The sequence below is a fragment of the Diplocloster hominis genome (genome assembly GCF_032380655.1).
Taxonomy (GTDB): Bacteria; Bacillota; Clostridia; order Lachnospirales; family Lachnospiraceae; genus Diplocloster; species Diplocloster hominis.
Window position 1 is genome coordinate 37,678 of the sequence record NZ_JAWDIY010000026.1, and the last position, 19,714, is coordinate 57,391.

General features: G+C 49.4%; 15 protein-coding genes. 9 read left to right on the forward strand and 6 right to left on the reverse strand.

Translation table 11 applies throughout. The features are described from left to right. Positions 1-4: 4 nt before the first annotated feature. Complete coding sequence (locus ABC831_RS19835; protein WP_343249803.1) at positions 5-1,564, forward strand: ATP-binding protein; 1,560 nt, start codon at positions 5-7, stop codon at positions 1,562-1,564. Here the strand turns inward: ABC831_RS19835 and ABC831_RS19840 are convergent. Continuing rightward, on the reverse strand, positions 1,551-3,707 hold the full coding sequence (locus tag ABC831_RS19840) for a glycoside hydrolase family 65 protein (RefSeq protein WP_343249804.1): 2,157 nt from the start codon (positions 3,705-3,707) through the stop codon (positions 1,551-1,553). The two genes, ABC831_RS19835 and ABC831_RS19840, sit on opposite strands and share 14 nt — an antisense overlap. Continuing rightward, entirely contained in the window at positions 3,700-3,888 is a 189-nt protein-coding gene (locus ABC831_RS19845; protein WP_343249805.1) for a hypothetical protein, read from the reverse strand. The genes ABC831_RS19840 and ABC831_RS19845 overlap by 8 nt, the downstream gene beginning before the upstream one ends. Positions 3,889-4,164: 276 nt before the next feature. Between ABC831_RS19845 and ABC831_RS19850 the strand changes: the two genes are divergently transcribed. The 6 genes from ABC831_RS19850 (at position 4,165) to pgmB (ending at position 11,265) form a co-directional block, all read left to right on the forward strand. Further along, the gene (locus ABC831_RS19850) at positions 4,165-5,160 is read left to right on the forward strand and encodes a LacI family DNA-binding transcriptional regulator (RefSeq protein WP_343249806.1); all 996 of its coding nucleotides are present in this window, start codon (positions 4,165-4,167) and stop codon (positions 5,158-5,160) included. A 258-nt stretch (positions 5,161-5,418) separates the two neighbouring features. Beyond that, positions 5,419-6,759 (forward strand): ABC transporter substrate-binding protein, encoded by a 1,341-nt coding sequence (locus ABC831_RS19855; RefSeq protein ID WP_343249807.1) that lies wholly within the window; start codon positions 5,419-5,421, stop codon positions 6,757-6,759. Positions 6,760-6,868: 109 nt separating this feature from the next. Beyond that, positions 6,869-7,798: a carbohydrate ABC transporter permease gene (locus tag ABC831_RS19860; RefSeq protein WP_343249808.1), complete on the forward strand. Its 930-nt coding sequence runs from the start codon at positions 6,869-6,871 to the stop codon at positions 7,796-7,798. Next, positions 7,788-8,615 (forward strand): carbohydrate ABC transporter permease, encoded by an 828-nt coding sequence (locus tag ABC831_RS19865; protein ID WP_343249809.1) that lies wholly within the window; start codon positions 7,788-7,790, stop codon positions 8,613-8,615. Before ABC831_RS19860 ends, ABC831_RS19865 begins: the two co-directional genes overlap by 11 nt. Continuing rightward, positions 8,612-10,618 (forward strand): glycoside hydrolase family 31 protein, encoded by a 2,007-nt coding sequence (locus ABC831_RS19870; protein ID WP_343249810.1) that lies wholly within the window; start codon positions 8,612-8,614, stop codon positions 10,616-10,618. The genes ABC831_RS19865 and ABC831_RS19870 overlap by 4 nt, the downstream gene beginning before the upstream one ends. Further along, on the forward strand, positions 10,609-11,265 hold the full coding sequence (gene pgmB / locus ABC831_RS19875; RefSeq protein WP_343249811.1) for a beta-phosphoglucomutase: 657 nt from the start codon (positions 10,609-10,611) through the stop codon (positions 11,263-11,265). Before ABC831_RS19870 ends, pgmB begins: the two co-directional genes overlap by 10 nt. Before the next feature lie 134 nt (positions 11,266-11,399). On the opposite strand, the gene ABC831_RS19880 is transcribed toward pgmB, so the two are convergent. From ABC831_RS19880 to murC, 4 genes are all read right to left on the reverse strand, one after another. Then, a complete protein-coding gene (locus ABC831_RS19880) occupies positions 11,400-12,572 on the reverse strand; it encodes a ribose-phosphate pyrophosphokinase (RefSeq protein ID WP_343249812.1) in 1,173 nt (390 codons plus the stop codon). Then, complete coding sequence (locus tag ABC831_RS19885) at positions 12,572-13,564, reverse strand: ATP-binding protein (RefSeq protein ID WP_343249813.1); 993 nt, start codon at positions 13,562-13,564, stop codon at positions 12,572-12,574. Before ABC831_RS19885 ends, ABC831_RS19880 begins: the two co-directional genes overlap by 1 nt. 24 nt (positions 13,565-13,588) lie before the next feature. Continuing rightward, positions 13,589-14,698 carry a DnaD domain protein gene (locus tag ABC831_RS19890; RefSeq protein ID WP_343249814.1) on the reverse strand — a complete coding sequence of 370 codons (1,110 nt, stop codon included), beginning with the start codon at positions 14,696-14,698 and terminating at the stop codon, positions 13,589-13,591. A gap of 434 nt (positions 14,699-15,132) precedes the next feature. After that, positions 15,133-16,512, reverse strand: a complete 1,380-nt coding sequence (gene murC, locus ABC831_RS19895) for a UDP-N-acetylmuramate--L-alanine ligase (protein WP_343249815.1) — start codon at positions 16,510-16,512, stop codon at positions 15,133-15,135. Positions 16,513-17,310: 798 nt separating this feature from the next. Between murC and ABC831_RS19900 the strand changes: the two genes are divergently transcribed. Further along, positions 17,311-18,582, forward strand: coding sequence for a glucose-1-phosphate adenylyltransferase (locus ABC831_RS19900; protein WP_343249816.1), 1,272 nt, complete (start codon positions 17,311-17,313; stop codon positions 18,580-18,582). Further along, complete coding sequence (gene glgD / locus ABC831_RS19905; RefSeq protein WP_343249817.1) at positions 18,582-19,700, forward strand: glucose-1-phosphate adenylyltransferase subunit GlgD; 1,119 nt, start codon at positions 18,582-18,584, stop codon at positions 19,698-19,700. The genes ABC831_RS19900 and glgD overlap by 1 nt, the downstream gene beginning before the upstream one ends. Positions 19,701-19,714 lie beyond the last annotated feature (14 nt).

Genomic DNA, 19,714 nt, shown 5'->3' on the forward strand with positions numbered 1-19,714 from the left:
TAACATGATCATACAGGAACTGGATATAAAAAATTTTGGAAAATTTCATAACAAACAGATACAGCTGTCCGAAGGCCTGAATCTGATCTATGGGGAAAATGAGGCCGGTAAATCGACGATCCATACCTTTATCCGGGGAATGCTGTTTGGAATGGAGAAGCAGCGGGGAAGAGCCAGTGCATCGGACACGTATCGAATCTATGAACCATGGGAAAACCCTGTTTATTACGCGGGCAGGATGCGGTTCGTCTGCGGCGGCAAGGTATTCCGGCTGTCACGCAGTTTCGCCAGGATCGGCAGGAAAACAGAGCTGGTCTGCGAGACGGACGGGGAAGAGCTGTCGGTGGATCAGGGAGATCTGTGCATGCTGCTGGACCAAATGACGGAAACCGTATACCGCAGTACCCTGTGTATCGGACAACAAAGGGCGGGGACAGAGGAATCCCTGGCCCAGGCGCTGGGAAATTATATGGCCGCTTATGAGGAAACCGGTGATACCACCCTGGACGTCTCCGAGGCGGTAAAATGCCTGAAGGAAAACAGAAAAGATCTGAATACGCGGAAAAAGGCACTGCAGTTAGAGTGGGAAAAACAGATACAGAGCCAGGAAATGAAGCGGGAACTGCTGGAAGAGGAAATCCGGCAAAAGGAAGAGAAACAGAAACAACTGTCATCAGAGATCGCACAGGCAGCCTCGGCCATTGGCCGGATACAAGTTCCCCCGCCGGTTCGCAGCCATGAGAAACGAATTCAACACACATCTTCAGGTGCGGCGTACCGGTATATAGCTTCGGCCCTGATGCTGGCCGGACTTTTGGGAGTCATATTTTTCCCCTGGATGACTGCGAGAATCGGATCAGCCATAATTATCGCCGGAGCCATTATCCTGCTTCTGACAGCCGGAAACAGAAAAATAAAAAATCAAAAAGAAACAGTGCTAAAAGAAGAAATTTTGTCAAATGAGCCCCTCCAACTAAAGCAAAAAGAGTGGGCCTGCCGGCAGCTCCTGGAGGAAATCCAGGAATTAAGACTGAAGCGGGAAGCGTTCGCCCTGGAACAGGCGGAAGAAACCTCCGCACTGGCCCAGATCAGGCGGCTGGACGACCAGCTGGCTGCGGTAGACCTGGCCGAAACCACGATCCGTCAAATAGCGGAAGAGATCCATGCGGGAATGGGCAGTAAACTGGAACGCACAGTATCCATGATTTTCGCCCAAATGACCGGTCAAAAATACAACCGCATCCACCTGGACGAAAAATTAAAGCTGAAAATCCACACATCCGAGCAGATACTGACTCCGGAGCAGGTCAGCCGCGGTACCATGGAACAGCTCTATTTCGCGCTGCGGATGGCGGTAGGCCGGCTGTTCTGCAAAGACTCCCCCATGCCGATCCTGCTGGACGACGCCTTCGCCTATTATGACCGGACAAGGCTGGAGCAGACCCTTCGATGGCTCTTGGCCTGCCCGAATCAGGTGCTCCTGTTTACCTGCCACACCAGGGAACAGGAGATCCTGGATGAATGGGGAGTTCCTTATCATAAGGTCCATCTTACGGATAATTAAGATGCGTAATCGAACTGCTGCCATCCTGGCATACATAAGCCTCGTATAATTGCCCATGCCAATAAAAGCGGAACTCGAGTTCTTCCCAGCCTGCCGGGAGATGTGCTAAGAGCGCAGGCCCTTCGGGTCCTATATGCAGTCCGGCAAAACCGAACACCACCGTCTGCCATGTTTCGCCGAAACAAGCTAAATGCAGCCCTTCTTTTCCGGTATTCCCCATTATTTCCCTCAAGTCCAGATATAACGCCTGTTCGAAATAGTGCGCGGCGGCCTCTGCGAGATTGTTTTGGGCCGCGAATAGAGCGTGGCTCGCAAAACTCAGAGTGGAATCATGCAGGCATTTGGGTTCGAAATCGTCCCAGGCCTGCTTTTTTTCTTCCGGTGTGAACAGGGCGGGCAGGCGGGTCATTAAAAGTAAGGTATCGGCCTGTTTTACTACCTGATATCGCTGCAGGCGGTCAAAACAGACGTTGTGATAACTGGCGCCGCTCCCTTGCTTCAAAGAGGACAGCTCTACCGGTTCCAACAGATGGAAGGTATCATCGGTGCGCAGATGGCCGGTAACTGGATCGCGGGGGACTTTGATAGAGCGGCAGAGCTGGCGCCAGCTGTCCACTTCGGCATCGCAGAGCTTCAGGGCGGCATATTGGTCCGCGTGTTCCCGGCGCAGCGTTTGCGCCGCGGTGACGGCCAGACTTAAATTGTGTTGTACCATTACATTTGTGAACAGGTTGTTGGACGTTATACCGCAATATTCATCCGGGCCCTTGCAGAAGAGAAGATTCACTTTCCCGGTACCCGGCTCGGGAGTATAGCGGCTTACCCAAAAACGGGCTGTTTCTATATATACCTGGTATGCGGGGAACGAAAAGGATTCATCCCCGGAGATCTGTACATACTGATCCATGGCATAGGCCACATCCGCTGTCACATGCACTTCGCTGGCGCCGATGTCCCAGCTCTCGCATTGCTCAGTGCCGTCGTAGGAGGCCATCCAGGGATAGCGGGCGCCCGCTCCGTTCATTTTCATCGCGTGGGCCCGCGCCTGAGGCAGGCAATTTACCCTGTATTGCATTAAACTGCGGGCAGCGGGCGGATTTGTGTACAGAAAGAATGGCATAATAAATAAATCGGTGTCCCAGAAATAACAGCCTTTATAGCGGGTATGGGTCAGGCCGCGGGCACCGATGTTCACGGTATCGTCGTACCCGGCATAGCTGCAGATCAACTGATAGGTGATATAACGCAAGGCGGTTTGCGCATCATCATCCCCTTTCAGAGAGATACCGCTTATATCCCATTTCCTTTCCCAATGCTGCCTGGCGGTCTCGAATAAAGAATCGTACTTCTCATAAATACACAGGGGTGAGATGCGGGGGTCCTTATCCCTGTCGGTGAGGATGGAGGAACATTTTTCGAGTACGAAGGGGATGCCCGGCGCCGGTTCTCCCCTGGCGAGGATACCGCAGTTTTCGCCGGGACGGTAAAAGGGATCGGCCAGGGTGCCGCCGCGGACGGAAAACGAAATATCCTCCTGAAGGGACAGGCCTGTTATGCGGCTGCGCCAACGGCCGCGCACGGAATGCGCGCTGAATTCAGGGGGTTCTTCTTCCATCAGACAGATGGTTTCCTGGTTATCTTTCACCTGATCATCCGGGACAGGGCAATTACAGCTTGCGGAGAAAATTCCGCTTTCTACCTCGATCGGTATTTTGTCAGCGGATGATATGGTTAAACGCTCACATAACAGGGCCGGCCGGTCCGGGTCGAAGAATCGTTCTTCTGTTACCTGTAAAATACCATAATGACACTGCAGATGATATTCAATGATCAATTGTCCGCAGGACAGATCTAATATACGCCGTACCTTACCCTGCAAAGCGGGAGACGTGCCATTGACCGTAATCCTGTGCCAGACGGGTGTGGGTAAATGAATGAGATCGGTAATGCCTGGCTTGATTTCATCGAACATACCGGCCAGAAACATACCGTGCTGTACGGGCCTTGGAGATGGATCACCCGCCGCATAACCCCGCACGCCCATGCGGCCATTGCCGGAGAAAAAGACACTTTCTAAAAAATCATCGCAGAAAGCGCCTGCGGCGCAGATGCGCCAGCCGTCCAAACGAATATCGTCACGCATGATGCCCGCCTCCTTCCAGCGCCAAAACCGGCGCCATCAGATCATCCGGCTCAAAGCCTCTTACATCGATCAGTCCCTTACAGGCCATATTGAGAAAAGTAACGTCCTTTCCCCCTGCGGCAGATTCATTTAATTTTGGAATAGAGACTGGCATATTTCCGGTAGATAGGTATTTTTTCATAGTAACTTACATTCCTTTCGCTTTTCTTAAACACAAACCGGATGGAAAAATCCTTTCCATCAAAATGTTTTCAATTTTTTAGAATTGTTTAAGCGATTAAACTACTATATAAGAAAAAGTGTACCAGAAATATTCATAATGTCAATATTTTTTGTGCAGAATTTTAGTTTTCTCTTGACATTCCTAATGATTATCGTTATCATATAGCTGTAAGCAGCTTAAACGGTTAACCTTTTGCGGAGAGAGGGATTAAAAATGCGGTCGACTTTGAAAGATGTGGCACAACTGGCAGGCGTGTCCTCTGCAACGGTGTCGTATGTTCTGAACGGAAAACGTTCCATATCAGAGGAAACACGGCTTCGGGTGCTAAACGCGGTAGAAAAACTAGACTATGTACCCAACTTAAATGCGCGTGGTTTAAGTATGAGGGATTCAAAACTCATTGGGGTCGTTGTGCCGCAGACAGAGCCGGGGGAGCGGCTGATGTTTCAGAACACTTTTTACAGCGAAGTACTGGGCAGCATTGAATATTATGCGCGTCAGCAGGGCTATCATATTTTGATTTCGGCTACGGATGCCAATGAGAGCTACCTTACATTGGCAAAACAGCGGAATCTGGATGGGATCATCGTCATAGGCATGTATCCGAGCCAATTCTACCAGCAGATGAAGGAAACGCAGATCCCGATTGTGCTGATTGATAGTTATTGCAATGACTATTACTATCATAATATCCGCATAGATGATGCCTACGGAAGCTATCTGGCTACCCAGTATGCGTTGCAATGCGGACATCGGGAGGTGGCATTTTTTGTAGGTCAGCTTCATGAAAACGGCGTAATGAAAAAGCGCCTGGTTGGGTACCAGAGGGCATTGGCGGAATTTGATGTGCCATATCGCGATGAATATGTGTTCGAGGGACAGATTGACTACGAAAGCGGCATTCATCTGGCGGAAAAACTGATTGCCGGTCAAATGCCGGCTACTGTGGTTGTAGCCGCCGCGGATATTCTGGCGATCGGCGCTATGAAGGGTTTTTATGAAGCCGGACGTATCGTGCCGGATGACATTTCGGTGATAGGCTTTGACGATTTGGAGATTTCCCAATATCTCACGCCAGGGCTTACCACCGTAAAGCAACAGATCTCTTTAAAAGGGCAAAGAGCCGTGGAATTACTGCTGAAACACATCGCCCAGCCTGATCTTACAAAGCAGGAGGAAATCCTGCCGCTGCAGCTGATTGAACGGGGTTCCGTACGCAGGCTGAAATGAGCGGCTGAACGGGGTTCCATCTGTAAGCGGAAGTGAACGGCTGAATGGGTACTGCTTTGAGCGGAAAAGGGCGGAACAGAAAATCCGCGGATAGCGGGGAATTTTATTTTGATTTACATCCAAAGCATGAAAAAGGTTTGTACGGGTCCGGTCAAAACACGTACAAACCAAGCAGACAAGACCAACATTGGCTCTTTCCGCTACCTCTATTGTAAGTGAAAAGGGCCGAAAAAGCAATGCAATAAGGAGGAAAAAAAGATGAGAAAGAAGAAAGTTTTCTTACTGACTGCCGCATTCATGGCGATGATTATGGCACTCTCGGCCTGCGGAGGAAGCAAAGCGCCGGGCGGCTCCGAACCGTCAGGAGAAGCCGCTTCCGCGTCCGGTGAAGCGGCATCCGCGCCTGACGCGGCTTCTGCTGAGCCTGATGAGACTGCTGCGGAACCGGTCACTATTACATATTGTAACTTTAATGCGTCCGGCGGCAAGGAAGAGACCCTGCAGCAGATGTACGAAGCATTCCACAAAGAATACCCCAATATTACGGTGGAGATCGAAACGATTGGTTTTGATGATTACTTCACTCAGATGCAGACCCGGGTGGCCGGCGGCACAGCTCCGGACTGCTATGAATTGAACATCGAGAACTTCTCGGCCTATGCCAATAAGGGTGTGTTGGCCGAGATTACCGGTGTGGACCTGGGACGTATCGACAAGACCGCGCTCAGCGCCTTCAGCGTGGACGGTAAGCAGTATGGCCTGCCGGGCAGTTTCTCCAACGTGGTGCTGATATACAATAAAAATCTTTTCGATCAGGCCCAATTGGATTATCCGACCGACGACTGGACCCAGGACGATGTGCAGGCCGCAGCGGAGGCGATCCGGGCACTGGGCGATGATATTTACGGCATCTACCAGCCTGTAACCTACAATGAGTTCTACAAAGTTGCGGCGCAGTACGGCGGCGGTCTGCTAAACGGGGACGGCACCCAGTTTACCATTAATTCGCAAGCCAATGTAAAAGCTGCGCAGATGATGGTGGACCGCGTGCTGGTCAGCAATGTACAGCCGAACGAGGTACAGATGGGCGGCATGAGCGACTGGGATCTGTTTATGAGCGGACGTCTGGGCATGATACCGACCGGTATCTGGGCGTTCAGCACTTTTGCGGACAGCTGTGATTTTGACTGGGACATCGTCGTAGAGCCGGGGGCCGATCAGAAAGCGACCGCCTTCTTCTCTAACGCATGTGTAGTCAACGCCGACAGCAAGCACAAGGAAGCTGCCGCTGCCTGGATTACCTGGCTGTGTTCCAGCGACGCTGCTGCCAAGCTGCGGATCGACGCCGGATGGGATCTGCCGGCGATCAACGATAAGACCGCTTTGGCACCCTATCTGGAGCAGACGCCTCCCGCGAACCGCCAGGCAGTGTTTGATTCTCTTAACTATCTGGTTCTGCCCCCCAGTGTCGAGGACTATAGTCTTATGAGCGATATTATCGGCCAAAAGTTATCTGCGGCAGCGGCCGGCTCTATGAAAGTCCAGCAGGCCCTGGATGAAGCGCAGAGCGAATGTGAAGCGCAGATTCCTCTCAAATAAAATAACTGTCCTGAGGGGGGAGCGGAAAATGCCTCCCCCCTTTTTGTTCCTGCGGGATCAAGCGTCTGTTGAAAAGTAGGATTCTATTATAAAAAAGGAGGTTTTGCGGATGGCTTCCAGGGGAAAGCTTCGCAAGAATCAACTGCAGCAGGACGGCATGAAAAGGGCACTGCCATTTTTAATACCCAGTGTCGCCGGTATGCTCGTGTTTTCTCTGCTGCCGCTGGTGATTTCGGCATTTATCAGTCTGACGGATTGGAATGGTCTCGACCGGCTGTTAGCGCCCGGTATGTTCCGGGAACATTTTGTTGGATTTGACAACTTCAAAAATATTCTAACCAGCAGGGAATTTTGGCAGGTGTTAGGCAATACCTGTTACTATATTGTATTATACATCCCCTGCATGCTGGCTGCATCACTGGCTGCTGCGCAGCTGTTAAGCCAGAACCGCCGGGGTGTGACCGCGTTCCGGGTGATTTATTATATTCCGGTGCTTACTTCCTGGGTTGCGGCTTCGCTGATCTGGAAATCTGTGCTTTCCCCGCAGTATGGCGCGCTCAATAACTTTCTGGCCCTTTTCGGCATTCATGGTCCCGGCTGGCTGCTGGATGAAACATGGGCGATGCCGGCTGTAGTACTGGTATCAGTGTGGAAAGATATGGGCTTCTTTGGTTTGATCCTTTTATCGGGTATGCTGGGAATAGATAAAGGCTATTATGAAGCAGCTTCGCTGGACGGAGCAGGTTCATGGAAGAAATTCTGGAAAATTACATTACCGTTGATGTCACCGGCTATATTTTATGTATTAATTGTCAGTTTAATCAATGCGTTCCAGCTGTTTCCTCAAATCATGATCATGACGGACGGAGGGCCCAATGGGGCCACACAGGTAATGGTAGAACGTATTTATAAATATGGTTTCCGTTATTACCGCATGGGTTACGCGTCAGCCTTCTCCTGGATTCTGTTTGTTATTATCATGATTTGCACGTTTATCCAGATGAAGGGGCAGAAAAGGTGGGTGAACTATGAGTCGTAAACGTATATGGGGTCCAATTGTATATTATATGGTTGCGGCGGTCCTGGCACTGGCCGCCCTGATTCCATTCCTATGGATGATATCAACCTCACTGAAAAGCCGGGGCGCCCTGATGTCGATCCCCATTGAATGGATTCCGGCCAAACCTACGCTGGACGCTTACGCGACTGTGTTTAGCCGTTTTCCTTTTTTGCAGACGATCATAAACAGCCTGCTGATCTCGGTAAGCTATACTGTGATTACACTTCTTTCGGCGTCTATGGCGGCATTTGCCTTTACAAAAATTCGTTTCAGGGGGTCTGGTATACTCCTCAGCGTTTATCTTGCTACCATGATGATACCCACGCAGGTGACCATGATTCCTCTGTTTGTGGTTATGAATCAGCTGGGATTCATCAACCATTACAGCAGCGTGATTTTGCCCTCTGTATTTAAACCATTTGCCGTATTTATGCTAGTGCAGCAAATGAGAACAATTCCGGTGGATTTTCTGGATGCGGCGCGCATCGACGGCGCATCGGTCTTCGGCATTTACAAAAAGGTGATGCTGCCGCTTTGTCTGCCGACTCTGGCCACCCTTTCCATTACAACCTTTATGGAGTCGTGGAATGATTACCTCTGGCCGCTTCTGATGCTGACAGACCGGGCAAAGATGACGCTGCCGATCGCGCTGTCCACTTTGAACGGCCAGTACAACACAGAATACAATGTGCTAATGGCAGGCAGTCTGATCTCTATGATACCTATTATTCTGATCTATATCTTCGCTCAAAAATATTTCAAAAACGGTCTTATGGCGGGAGGTATTAAAGGATGAGCGCTCATGATATGAAACGAACGAGATTTACGGAAAAAAGCGCTGCGCTTACATGGCCGCTCCCCGATACCGCCGCTGCGCTTGCATGGCGCGAAGAAGGGGACCGGCAGGGTATACTGACCGTGCGCCTTACTTACAAGGGCGCATATGGCATGGGTGAGAAATATGACGCAGTCAACCAAAAGGGACATACGGTATCAAATGGTGTGGAAGAAAAATTCTGCTATCAGGGAGAGAAAACTTACTTACCGGCTCCGTTCTTTTGGACGGATTCCGGATTTGGCCTCTACGCAGACACATGTGAGACAACAACTTTTGCTTTCGGGGAAGATCAAATTAAGATATACATGCCGTCAGGCTGTGAAACCGTTTTATTTGCGGGAACGCCCGAAGAGATCATACGGGACTACATGAACCTGTTCGGGAAGGCGAAGATACCTCCGAAATGGGTTTTTGGTCCGTGGATATCGGCAAACCATTGGAACAGCCAGGCGAAGATCATACAGCAGATAGAAGAACTGCAGCGCCATAAGTGCCCGGCTTCTGTGCTGGTGGCGGAAGCGTGGAGCGATGAAGCGACCTTCTATATTTTTAACGGAGCCCGATACAAGCCCCGGCCGGACGGGAAGCCCCTAAGTTACGAGGATTTTGATTTTTCACAGAGTCCCTGGCCTGATCCCAAATACATGCTGGACCGGCTGCACAAAGCGGGGCTTCATTTTATACTATGGCAGGTGCCCGTGTATAAGAAACAGGGAGAGGACGAAGCCCCATGCGTCCAGAATGATATGGACCGGGAAGACGCTGTACGGCGGGGCCTGTGCGTACGAAACAGCAATGGCACTCCCTACGCCATCCCGCCGGGACACTGGTTTTCCGGGTCTATGGTTCCGGATTTTGAGAATCAGGAGACAGTCCGTACATGGTTTGCAAAAAGACAATATCTGTTAGACATCGGCGTAGATGGTTTTAAGACAGATGGAGGTGAATTTATCTATAAAGAGGACATCCGTTTTGCCAATGGCGATACCGGACGTGAGGGGAAGAACCGTTATGCCCAAAGCTATACAGAAGCATATACCAATTTCCTGGGCAGGGAGAGGACATTGTTCAGCCGTGCGGGTTACGCAGGCCAGCACACAACGCCCTGCCACTGGGCAGGAGACCAGCAGTCTGTCAACAGCGAGCTGACCGGGGCGCTAAGAGCCGGACTATCCGCCGCTCTCACGGGGATTCCCTTCTGGGGATTCGACATAGCCGGCTTCGCAGGGCCATTGCCCACTCCGGACCTGTATAGCCGGGCCACCATGCTGGCATGCTTTTGCCCTATCATGCAATGGCACTCGGAACCCGACGGCGGACAGTTCCGGGAACTAATGCCGGGGGGAGACGGCAACAACGAACGGAGCCCGTGGAATCTGGAGGCGGCATGGGGAATACCGGGCTTTGCAGAGAAAATGTGCTTTTGGCACAGGCTGCGCATGAACCTGGTGCCTTACCTGTACAGCGAAGCGCTGCGCGCCGCGCAGGAAAGCCGTCCCATGCTTCGCCCGCTTATATACGAATGGCCGAAAGACCCGCAGGCGCTGACCGCGGAAGACGAGTTCCTGCTGGGAGAAAGCCTGCTTGCAGCCCCCCTCCTTGAAGAAAACCAGACTTCCCGCGCCGTATACTTACCCCGGGGGGACTGGTATTCCCTATTCACCGAAGAACGCTTTGAAGGAGGCCGTATCATACTAGCCGGGCCGGAATTAAGATTTCCCGTATTTTTGCGGTCTGGAACCGCGCTGATTCTGAATCTCCCTCCATCTGCCCCATTGGGAACGGACGTAGGAAACCAGACCGACGAATATGCCGGCCTTCAGCTCATCCTGGCAGGCCGAAAGGGCGCCTACAGCTGGCGTTCCCAACCCGACACAGCCCCTGAAACTATCGAATGGAATGAAACAGGAGTAAAACTGCCGCCCGATCTTAGGTACGCGGAGGTAAAACATTGGATATAAAAGGGGTTATATTTGATTTAGACGGTGTGCTCTGTTCCACAGACCGTTTCCACTATGCAGCATGGAAAGAACTGGCCGATTCCCAGGGAATCCCCTTCGATGAAACCATAAATCAACGCTTGCGTGGTGTAAGCCGTATGCAGAGCCTTGAGATTATTCTGGAACACACATCCCGGGAGTACCGGGAAGAAGAAAAGCAAGCCTTAGCCCGGGAAAAAAACCAGCGTTATCAGCAGCAGCTGGCTCATCTGACACCTGCCGGTCTGACAAAAGACGCGCGCTTCACATTAGAGGCTCTGAGGGCCGAAGGCCTCTTGCTGGCAGTCGGATCATCCAGTAAAAACGCGCCGCTGATCCTGCAAAGATTAGGTCTTGAAAACTGGTTTGACGCAGTCGCGGACGGCAATGATATCGTCCGCTCCAAACCAAATCCTGAAGTTTTCCTATTAGCAGCAGAACGCCTGAAGCTCCCTGCGTATCAGTGCCTGGTAGTCGAAGATGCGGACGCCGGCATAGAAGCCGCTATAAACGGAAACTTTCAAACTGCCGGCCTGGGTCCTGCATACAAAAATCCCAGGGCAGCCTACCATCTAAAAAACATAAAACAGCTGCTAAATATAATTCCGGACATCAAAACTAATCCATAGCGGTAAGTATATACATACTATCTAAGTCTGTCAAAGCATGGAGAAAAGGCTTAATGTAAAGCAGGGATGGGATGGAAAGGGCACGCCCTTTCCATCCCATCCCTGCCCTTAGTCAAAAAACCCGGCTCCAAAAATCACTTATTCCGATACTTTGCCAGCAGTTTCTGAATCCTGTCATTCGGATTCAACAGCCCGCTGATCGAGGAATCATGATTCAGCGTATCAATAATCAGGGCAATATACTTACTCATATCGCAGCTGATATAGTAAGGTCTGGACAGCAGTTCCGGCGGCTGATAGACGACATTGGTAGTCAGCACCCGGTCGAAGACGCCCTGCTCATAAGCCTTGTCGAATTTCGCCATGCCGTTGGTAAACAGGCCGAATGTGGAGCACATAAAGATTCTTCTGGCTTTTCTGGCTTTTAACTCCGCGGCTACTTCCAGCATGCTTTCCCCGGAGGAGATCATATCGTCGATGATGATCATGTCCTTGCCTTCCACATCCGCGCCCAGGAATTCATGGGCTACGATGGGATTCCGGCCTTCCACGACCTTCGTATAATCGCGGCGCTTATAGAACATACCCATATCCAGGCCGAGCACGTTGGCCATATAAACAGCGCGGCTCATTCCGCCTTCATCCGGGCTGATCACCATCATGTGGGAAGCGTCGATATTCAGATCCGGTTCATTGCGAAGCAGAGCTTTGATGAACTGGTATACAGGCTGGACCGTATCAAATCCGTGAAGCGGGATGGCGTTCTGCACCCTGGGGTCATGGGCATCAAAGGTAATGATGTTGTCTACCCCCATGGAAACCAGTTCCTGCAGGCCCAGCGCGCAGTCCAGGGATTCCCGGCCGGTACGGCGGTGCTGCCGGCTCTCGTACAAGAACGGCATGATAACGGTGATTCTTCTTGCTTTTCCGCCTACCGCGGAGATCACCCGCTTCAGATCCTGATAGTGGTCATCCGGGGACATCCGGTTCTGGTGTCCGCACAGGGAATAGGAAAGGCTGTAGTTACATACGTCAACCATAATGTACAAGTCATAACCGCGGACGGATTCCATAAGGGCTCCCTTGGCCTCACCGGTTCCAAAACGAGGTACTCTGGCACCTACGATATAGCTGTCCTTTTCATAATTGCGGAAATAGATCGTTTCCTTGTGTTCGTGTTCTCTTTCACGGCGCCACTTGACCAGGTAGTCGTTGATCTTTTCCCCCAGATCTTTACAACTATCCAGAGGGATAATACCAAGGGTTCCTACCGGAACGGTCTCGAAAATTTGATCGTCGCTTGTCATTACAGATTTCCTCCTAATTTCTTTTTTATTCTTATATCTTCACCAACCAGCTTCAGCATGGTGTAGTTGCTAGTGATTCTGGAAAATGTCCGCTCACTGTAAGTGCGGACGAAAATTTCCAATGGCAGATTCGTCGATATGATGACGGATTTTTTTCTGGCAATGCGCTCCTGGACACATAAAAACAACTGGGAGGAGGTAAAGGAATTCGTAAGCTCCGTACCCAGATCGTCGATGATCAGAAGATCGCAGTCAAAAATGTACTGATACATATTCTCTTCGGGACTATTATTGCCGGAAAAGGTATTTTTAGCAAATATGTCAAATAATTGAAATGCGGTCAGATAGATGACGGAATGTGCGGTATCGATCAGCTCTTTCGCGATACAGTTAGACAAAAAAGTCTTCCCGACTCCGGTATCGCCGTAGAAGAAAAGATTGCGATGTTTCGTATCAAATGTTTTCACAAAATCCAGGCATTCCATGGCGGCGCTTTTGGCGGTCTCCAGAGCCGTTCGGCCGGTAGCCGGATCTTTTGTCCGGTCATCATAATATTCATAGGTAAAATGGGAAAAATTCTCTGACTGCAATATTTCTTTCAGATTGGATTGGGTATAAAGCATATCAATGACTGCCTGTTTGAAGCAATGACACTTCGTATTGCCGATAAAACCGGTGTCATGGCAGTCGGGGCAGTCATAAGAAGGCTCCATATAGTCGGCGGGAAATCCAGCCTGGGTCATGAGAGCCTGCCGTTTTTTTGACAATGCGGCTATATTGACTTTCAGGGTGTCCAGCGCATTCGGGTCTCCGGAGAGCATCTTACGCGCCTGCTCCACACTTAAGTTCGATATGGACGCATCCAGTTCTTTTACCTGGGGAAGCGTCTCGTATACCTCTTTGATGCGGGCATCCTGCAGATGGCGGTTGTGCAGCTGTTTGCGGTTGTATTCCCGGATAATGGTATCGTACTGTGAATTTGTCAGTGCCAAAACGGCGCCTCCTTTGTTGGAATTCTATCTGGTATGTAATAGCTGTTTTTCCAACTGCTCGTAATCATAACTGCGCTGGTGAAAGTTGTTGAATTTGTTTGTTTCCGGCGTTGTTTTCGTCCGGGCGGCCTTGCGGGTATCCTTTGTTTTCTCATGTTCCTCATCAAGGGTGCGGATATCGGACAGATGACGGATGTTGTTGGATTTCCATTTTTTCAGAATGGAGTCCGCGTATTCAAAACTGGGCTGATGAATCGAGCTGATCGTCCGGTTGCACGCCTCCAGAATAATATCCAGAGAAAAGGCATACTCTTCCAGCCACTTGCGGATATAGACAGCTTCCGGCTCAGCAGGGGCCCGCCCCTTGATACCGAAGGCTTTCATTACGGTATAATAGTTCCGGTTATATGCCGCGGAAGCTTCCTTGGCCTGCTGAATCGTGGAAATATGCGCATCCGACCACGCCAGCGCTACGGTTTTCATATAACGGAAACTTTTGCTTCCCTTGGAAATACAGTACTCGATCAGATACTCGATCAATTCCGCGGAAAAATGCAGTTCATCCTGGAAGAACAGGATATAGGTCACTTCGGAAGGGCTTAAGGGTTTGCCCAGATATTGTTCCGCAATAAAAATCAACTGGCGGATCTCTTCTTTCTGAAGGAAGGCTTCCAGCTGCCCGGTCGAATAGGAAGGCAGTTCCGTGCTTTCCTGTCTGGGCGCATCCTGCCGGGGGACTGCCTGTGCGGTGCCCATAACTGGCGCCTGTGCTTTGGAACCAGCCGCCGTCGTGACGCTCACCTGTTCCCTGGCTAGTTCCGCTTCCTGCAGATCCTCGGTGATGCAGATACTTTTGAGGGACTTGTCCTCACCGTATTCCAATTGCAGTAAATTCAGCTTTTCCCAGTATTTTAACGCACGTTTGACATCTTTTTCCGTATGATTGAACCTGTCCGCAATGGAGGAAATCGATACTTCCGGGGCCTTCGCGGCAGAGGTGGAAAGACAACGCAGCAGGTAAAGATATACCTTCACAAACTCACCGTTTGCTTCCGGCATATATTTGTCGATAAAATGGTTGGAGACCATCGTGGAGTCGGGATTGTTCTTGGAGTATAGATGGATACTTCCCATGTAGTTCACCTGCGCCTTTCATGAAATATGCAGCGCAGATCGTAAGCTGCGTTACATTCTTACAATTGCATTATAGCATAATATTGCTTACAATGTGCCGCCCGAAAAGGCAGATGTGCGGTCCGGGCAATGGAAGCTCTGAGGCACGGCTATAATGTCTGACGCCATTATAGCATAGGTTTCAAATCTTGCAAACAGCAATTTTCTTAAGTTCAATGGGGTTAAAGTAAAGGCATTTTAATGTGGATAATGTGGATAATGTGGATAACTCAGCCTGTGAATTGTTTGACAATTCTGTACAACCGCTGTCAGTGAGCGGTAAGACGACTTTTGTCGAAATTCATAATTTGTTTATGTTAACAGAGTAATCCACAAAAAAATCCACACACTTATCGGGGTCTTTCTGTTGATAAATGTGTGGATAATGTGGATAACTATTGTCCAAGCAGATGTTCCCCAATGCGGAACACGTCTCCGGCACCCATAGTTATCAACAAATCGCCGTGCATACAATTTTCTAATAAAAAGTTTTCAATTTCATCAAAGGATGGGAAATACTGGGCATTGACATTCAGCATTCTTAACTCTGATAATAAATCTGAGGAGCTTACACCAATCGTGTTTTTTTCTCTGGCGGCATAGATATCAGCCAGCACCACATAATCGGCTGCGGACAGTGCCTGGGCGAATTCCTTTAAGAAAGCCTGGGTTCTGGTATAAGTGTGGGGTTGGAACACACACCAGATACGATTATGGGGATAATTTCCGGCTGCCGACAACGTAGCGGCAATCTCCGTGGGATGATGGGCATAGTCATCCAGAATGGTAACCCCGGCGACTTCTCCTTTATACTCGAAACGGCGGTCCGTGCCGGTGAAGGACAAAAGACCCTGCTGCACAACGGGAAGCGGTATCTGAAGGCTTTCGGCCAGAGCTATGGCGGCCAGCGCGTTGGAGACATTGTGGATACCGGGAACCATCAGATGTATCCGGCTTTGAAAAACGCCGTTTTTATAAAGGTCGAAGGAACCATGCGCCAATTCATCAAATGCGGTATTGCGGTAAGAATAAGTACAATCAGAAGCAGAGCCGTAAGTAATAACTTGACAGTCAAGCCCGTCTGTGATCTCCCCGAAGCGTTCGATCTCCCCGTTGATGATCAGGATACCGTCTTTTGGAAGCCGTCTGGCAAATTCCCGGAAAGAGTTTCGGATATCCTCCAGATCTTTAAAGAAATCCAGATGATCTGCTTCTATATTTAAGATTAAGCTTATGGTTGGATAAAAATGCAGAAAGCTGTTGGTGTATTCACAGGCCTCCGTAATAAAAGTGTCCGAGTTCCCCACCCGGATATTTCCGCCAATGGATTTTAAGATCCCCCCAACAGAGATGGTTGGGTCCTTTTCTGCTGCCAGCAGGATCTGACTGATCATGGATGTGGTGGTAGTCTTGCCGTGTGTACCGGATACCGCGATGGCTGTGCGGTAATTCCGCATCATCTGCCCCAGCAGTTCGGCCCGGCTCAACATGGGAAGCTGAAGCTCTAACGCCCGGTTATATTCCGGATTGTCGGGATGGATCGCCGCGGTATAGACGACCAGATCCGGAATGTCATCCAGATTGGAAGCTCTCTGTCCGTAATAGATCCTGGCACCCAGGGAATCCAGTTTCTCTGTCAATTCGGATTTTTTCGCATCGGACCCTGAGATGGGAAAGCCTTCTTTTAATAATATCTCAGCCAGGCCGCTCATACTGATTCCGCCGATTCCAATGAAATGTACATGGATCGGACTTTCAAAATTAATTTTATACATGATTTCCTCCAGAGGCGCATGTACTGCGCTATAAATTCAGGTATGGGTGGACGAACGTTCAACCGTTCCTCCAGAGGCGCATGTACTGCGCCATAAATTCAGGTATGGGTGGACGAACGTTTAACCGTTCTGCCAGTGGCATATAAACTGTCCCATACTTTTACGTAGATGTGAAACTTATTTTCACACTTACACTTCCTATTAAATGTAATGTTTTGTTTTAAACCTATCTGTACACTTTATTCCCTGCATGATTCATACTTCCACGCAGGGAGAGGCGCATTGGCGCCGGGATGACGATGGATTTTGCCGTAAGACAAAGATCTATGGCCATTATATCTCATAAGTATATAAAAATACAAACAATTTTAAAAAAGAGAGGACATACTGTAATAATGAATAACCAAAGCATCCCAATAGCACTTGCCTTGGGGGCCGGCGTGCAGTAAGCACTGCACGATAATGTATACCCAAAGGGCATCCCAATAGCACATGCCCTGCGGGCAGGCGTGCAGTTGCACTGCACGATAATGTATACCCAAAGGGCACACCATAATGCATGCCCTGCGGGCCGGCGTGCAGTTGCACTGCACGATAATGTATAAAAATCTGACAAAATTTTACAAAATTTGTGCAAAATGATGTCAAAAAAATTATGGAGTCATTTATTATATGCAAAAATATCGACTGTTGTGTTAAAAAGCAATGAAAATATTATATGTTTTTTGTAAATTTTGTTCACGGTTTATTAATTTTATGATATAATGTATAAAATAAATTACAGCGAGGAGTGATTGCATGATAAAAAAAGAAATGATTGCGATGCTGCTGGCCGGAGGACAGGGGAGCCGTCTGGGAGTTCTAACTCAGAAAGTGGCCAAGCCGGCAGTAGCTTTCGGAGGAAAATATAGAATTATTGATTTTCCACTAAGCAACTGTATCAATTCTGGAATCGATACAGTTGGCGTTCTGACTCAGTACCAGCCGCTGCGTTTGAATACGCATATCGGTATCGGAATTCCCTGGGATCTGGACCGGAATATCGGTGGAGTAACCGTCCTGCCCCCTTATGAAAAGAGTACAAGCAGCGAATGGTACACCGGTACGGCCAATGCGATTTATCAGAATCTGGATTACATGGAGACCTATAATCCGGAGTATGTGCTGATTCTTTCCGGTGATCACATTTACAAGATGGACTACGAGGTGATGCTGGATTTCCACAAAGAAAACAATGCGGATATAACGATCGCGGCTATGCCGGTTCCGATGGAAGAAGCCAGCCGTTTCGGCATCGTTATTACCGATGAGAACAGCAAGATCCAGGAATTCGAGGAAAAGCCGGAGAAACCCAGAAGTAATCTGGCCAGCATGGGTATCTACATATTCAGCTGGAAGATTTTGAAAAATGCACTGCTGGCCATGTCCGACCAGCCAAGCTGTGATTTTGGAAAGCATATCATTCCTTACTGCCATGAGAACGGGAACCGTCTGTTTGCCTATGAGTATAACGGTTACTGGAAGGATGTCGGTACGCTGGGCTCCTATTGGGAGGCTAACATGGAACTGATCGACATTATTCCGGAATTTAACCTTTACGAGGAATTCTGGAAGATTTATACAAAGAGCGATGTGATTCCTCCGCAGTATGTGTCGGCAGATGCCAGAATCGAACGCAGCATTATCGGCAACGGTGCGGATATCTATGGAGAGGTAATTAATTCCGTCATAAGTCCGGGAGTCATCATCGGGAAGGGCAGCGTGGTCCGGGATTCCATTATTATGAAGAATACGAGGATCGGTGAAAATGTCGTGATCGACAAAGCGATCATCGCCGAAAATGTGGAAATTGATCATGATGTTCAGCTGGGGATCGGCGAGGATGTGCCGAACAAGACGGAACCCAGGATTTATTCTTTCGGTCTTGTGACCATTGGCGAGAATACTTATATTCCTTCCGGAGTGAAGGTTGGAAAGAATACCGCGATCGCAGGAATCACCAAACCGGATGACTATCCGGGCGGTGTGCTGGAAAGCGGAGAGACGTTGACGAAGGCAGGTGATATGTGATGAGGGCGATAGGTATTATTTTAGCAGGTGGAAATAACAACCGGATGAGAGAGTTGTCCAAAAAACGGGCGATCGCAGCCATGCCCGTGGCCGGAAGCTTCCGAAGCATCGATTTTGCGCTGAGCAACATGTCCAATTCCCATATCCAGAAAGTGGCTGTGCTGACCCAGTATAACGCCAAATCTTTGAACGAGCATTTAAGTTCCTCCAAGTGGTGGGATTTCGGTAGAAAGCAGGGGGGCCTGTTCGTATTTACCCCTACCATCACCGCGGACAACAGCTGGTGGTATCGCGGAACCGCGGACGCCATCTATCAGAACCTGGATTTCCTGAAGAAGAGCCATGAACCCTATGTGGTGATTGCATCCGGTGACGGCATCTACAAACTGGATTATAATGAGGTGCTGGAATACCATATCGCAAAGAAAGCCGATATCACCGTGGTATGCAAAGAAGTACCCAGCAGCGAGGACACCACCCGGTTTGGCGTAGTGAAGATGAATGAAGATTACCGGATCGAAGAGTTTGAGGAGAAACCCATGGTTTCCCAGTCTAATACCATCTCCACCGGTGTCTATGTGATCCGCAGGCGCCAGCTGATCGAACTGATCGAGAAATGTGCCCAGGAAGACCGCCACGACTTTGTCAAAGATATTCTGATCCGGTATAAGAATCTGAAGCGGATCTACGGATTCAAGATCAAAGAATACTGGAGCAACATATCCACAGTGGAGGCCTATTACAAGACCAACATGGATTTCCTGAAACCGGAAGTCAGAGATTATTTCTTCCATCAGTATCCGGATATCTATTCCAGAGTGGAGGATCTGCCGCCCGCCAAATACAACGCGGGAGCCAATGTGCGGAACAGCCTGGTATCCAGCGGATCGATCATCAACGGGACGGTGGAGAATTCAGTTCTGTTTAAGAAAGTATTTGTAGGGAACAACTGTGTGGTAAAAAACTCGATCATACTGAACGATGTCTATCTCGGAGATAACACCCACATTGAAAACTGCATTGTAGAGAGCCGGGATACCATCCGTGCCAATTCCTATTATTGCGGAGAAGACGGGGTCAAGGTAGTTGTCGAAAAGAATGAAAGATATGTAATCTGATAAGGAGTATAAAT

What these genes read in the sequence shown, in the direction of transcription:
- ABC831_RS19835 (WP_343249803.1), top strand. Translation starts at nt 5, where the DNA reads ATGATCATACAGGAACTGGATATAAAAAATTTTGGAAAATTTCATAAC.
- ABC831_RS19840 (WP_343249804.1), bottom strand. Translation starts at nt 3,707, where the DNA reads ATGCGTGACGATATTCGTTTGGACGGCTGGCGCATCTGCGCCGCAGGC.
- ABC831_RS19845 (WP_343249805.1), bottom strand. Translation starts at nt 3,888, where the DNA reads ATGAAAAAATACCTATCTACCGGAAATATGCCAGTCTCTATTCCAAAA.
- ABC831_RS19855 (WP_343249807.1), top strand. Translation starts at nt 5,419, where the DNA reads ATGAGAAAGAAGAAAGTTTTCTTACTGACTGCCGCATTCATGGCGATG.
- ABC831_RS19860 (WP_343249808.1), top strand. Translation starts at nt 6,869, where the DNA reads ATGGCTTCCAGGGGAAAGCTTCGCAAGAATCAACTGCAGCAGGACGGC.
- ABC831_RS19865 (WP_343249809.1), top strand. Translation starts at nt 7,788, where the DNA reads ATGAGTCGTAAACGTATATGGGGTCCAATTGTATATTATATGGTTGCG.
- ABC831_RS19870 (WP_343249810.1), top strand. Translation starts at nt 8,612, where the DNA reads ATGAGCGCTCATGATATGAAACGAACGAGATTTACGGAAAAAAGCGCT.
- ABC831_RS19880 (WP_343249812.1), bottom strand. Translation starts at nt 12,572, where the DNA reads ATGACAAGCGACGATCAAATTTTCGAGACCGTTCCGGTAGGAACCCTT.
- ABC831_RS19890 (WP_343249814.1), bottom strand. Translation starts at nt 14,698, where the DNA reads ATGGGAAGTATCCATCTATACTCCAAGAACAATCCCGACTCCACGATG.
- murC (WP_343249815.1), bottom strand. Translation starts at nt 16,512, where the DNA reads ATGTATAAAATTAATTTTGAAAGTCCGATCCATGTACATTTCATTGGA.
- ABC831_RS19900 (WP_343249816.1), top strand. Translation starts at nt 17,311, where the DNA reads ATGATAAAAAAAGAAATGATTGCGATGCTGCTGGCCGGAGGACAGGGG.
- glgD (WP_343249817.1), top strand. Translation starts at nt 18,582, where the DNA reads ATGAGGGCGATAGGTATTATTTTAGCAGGTGGAAATAACAACCGGATG.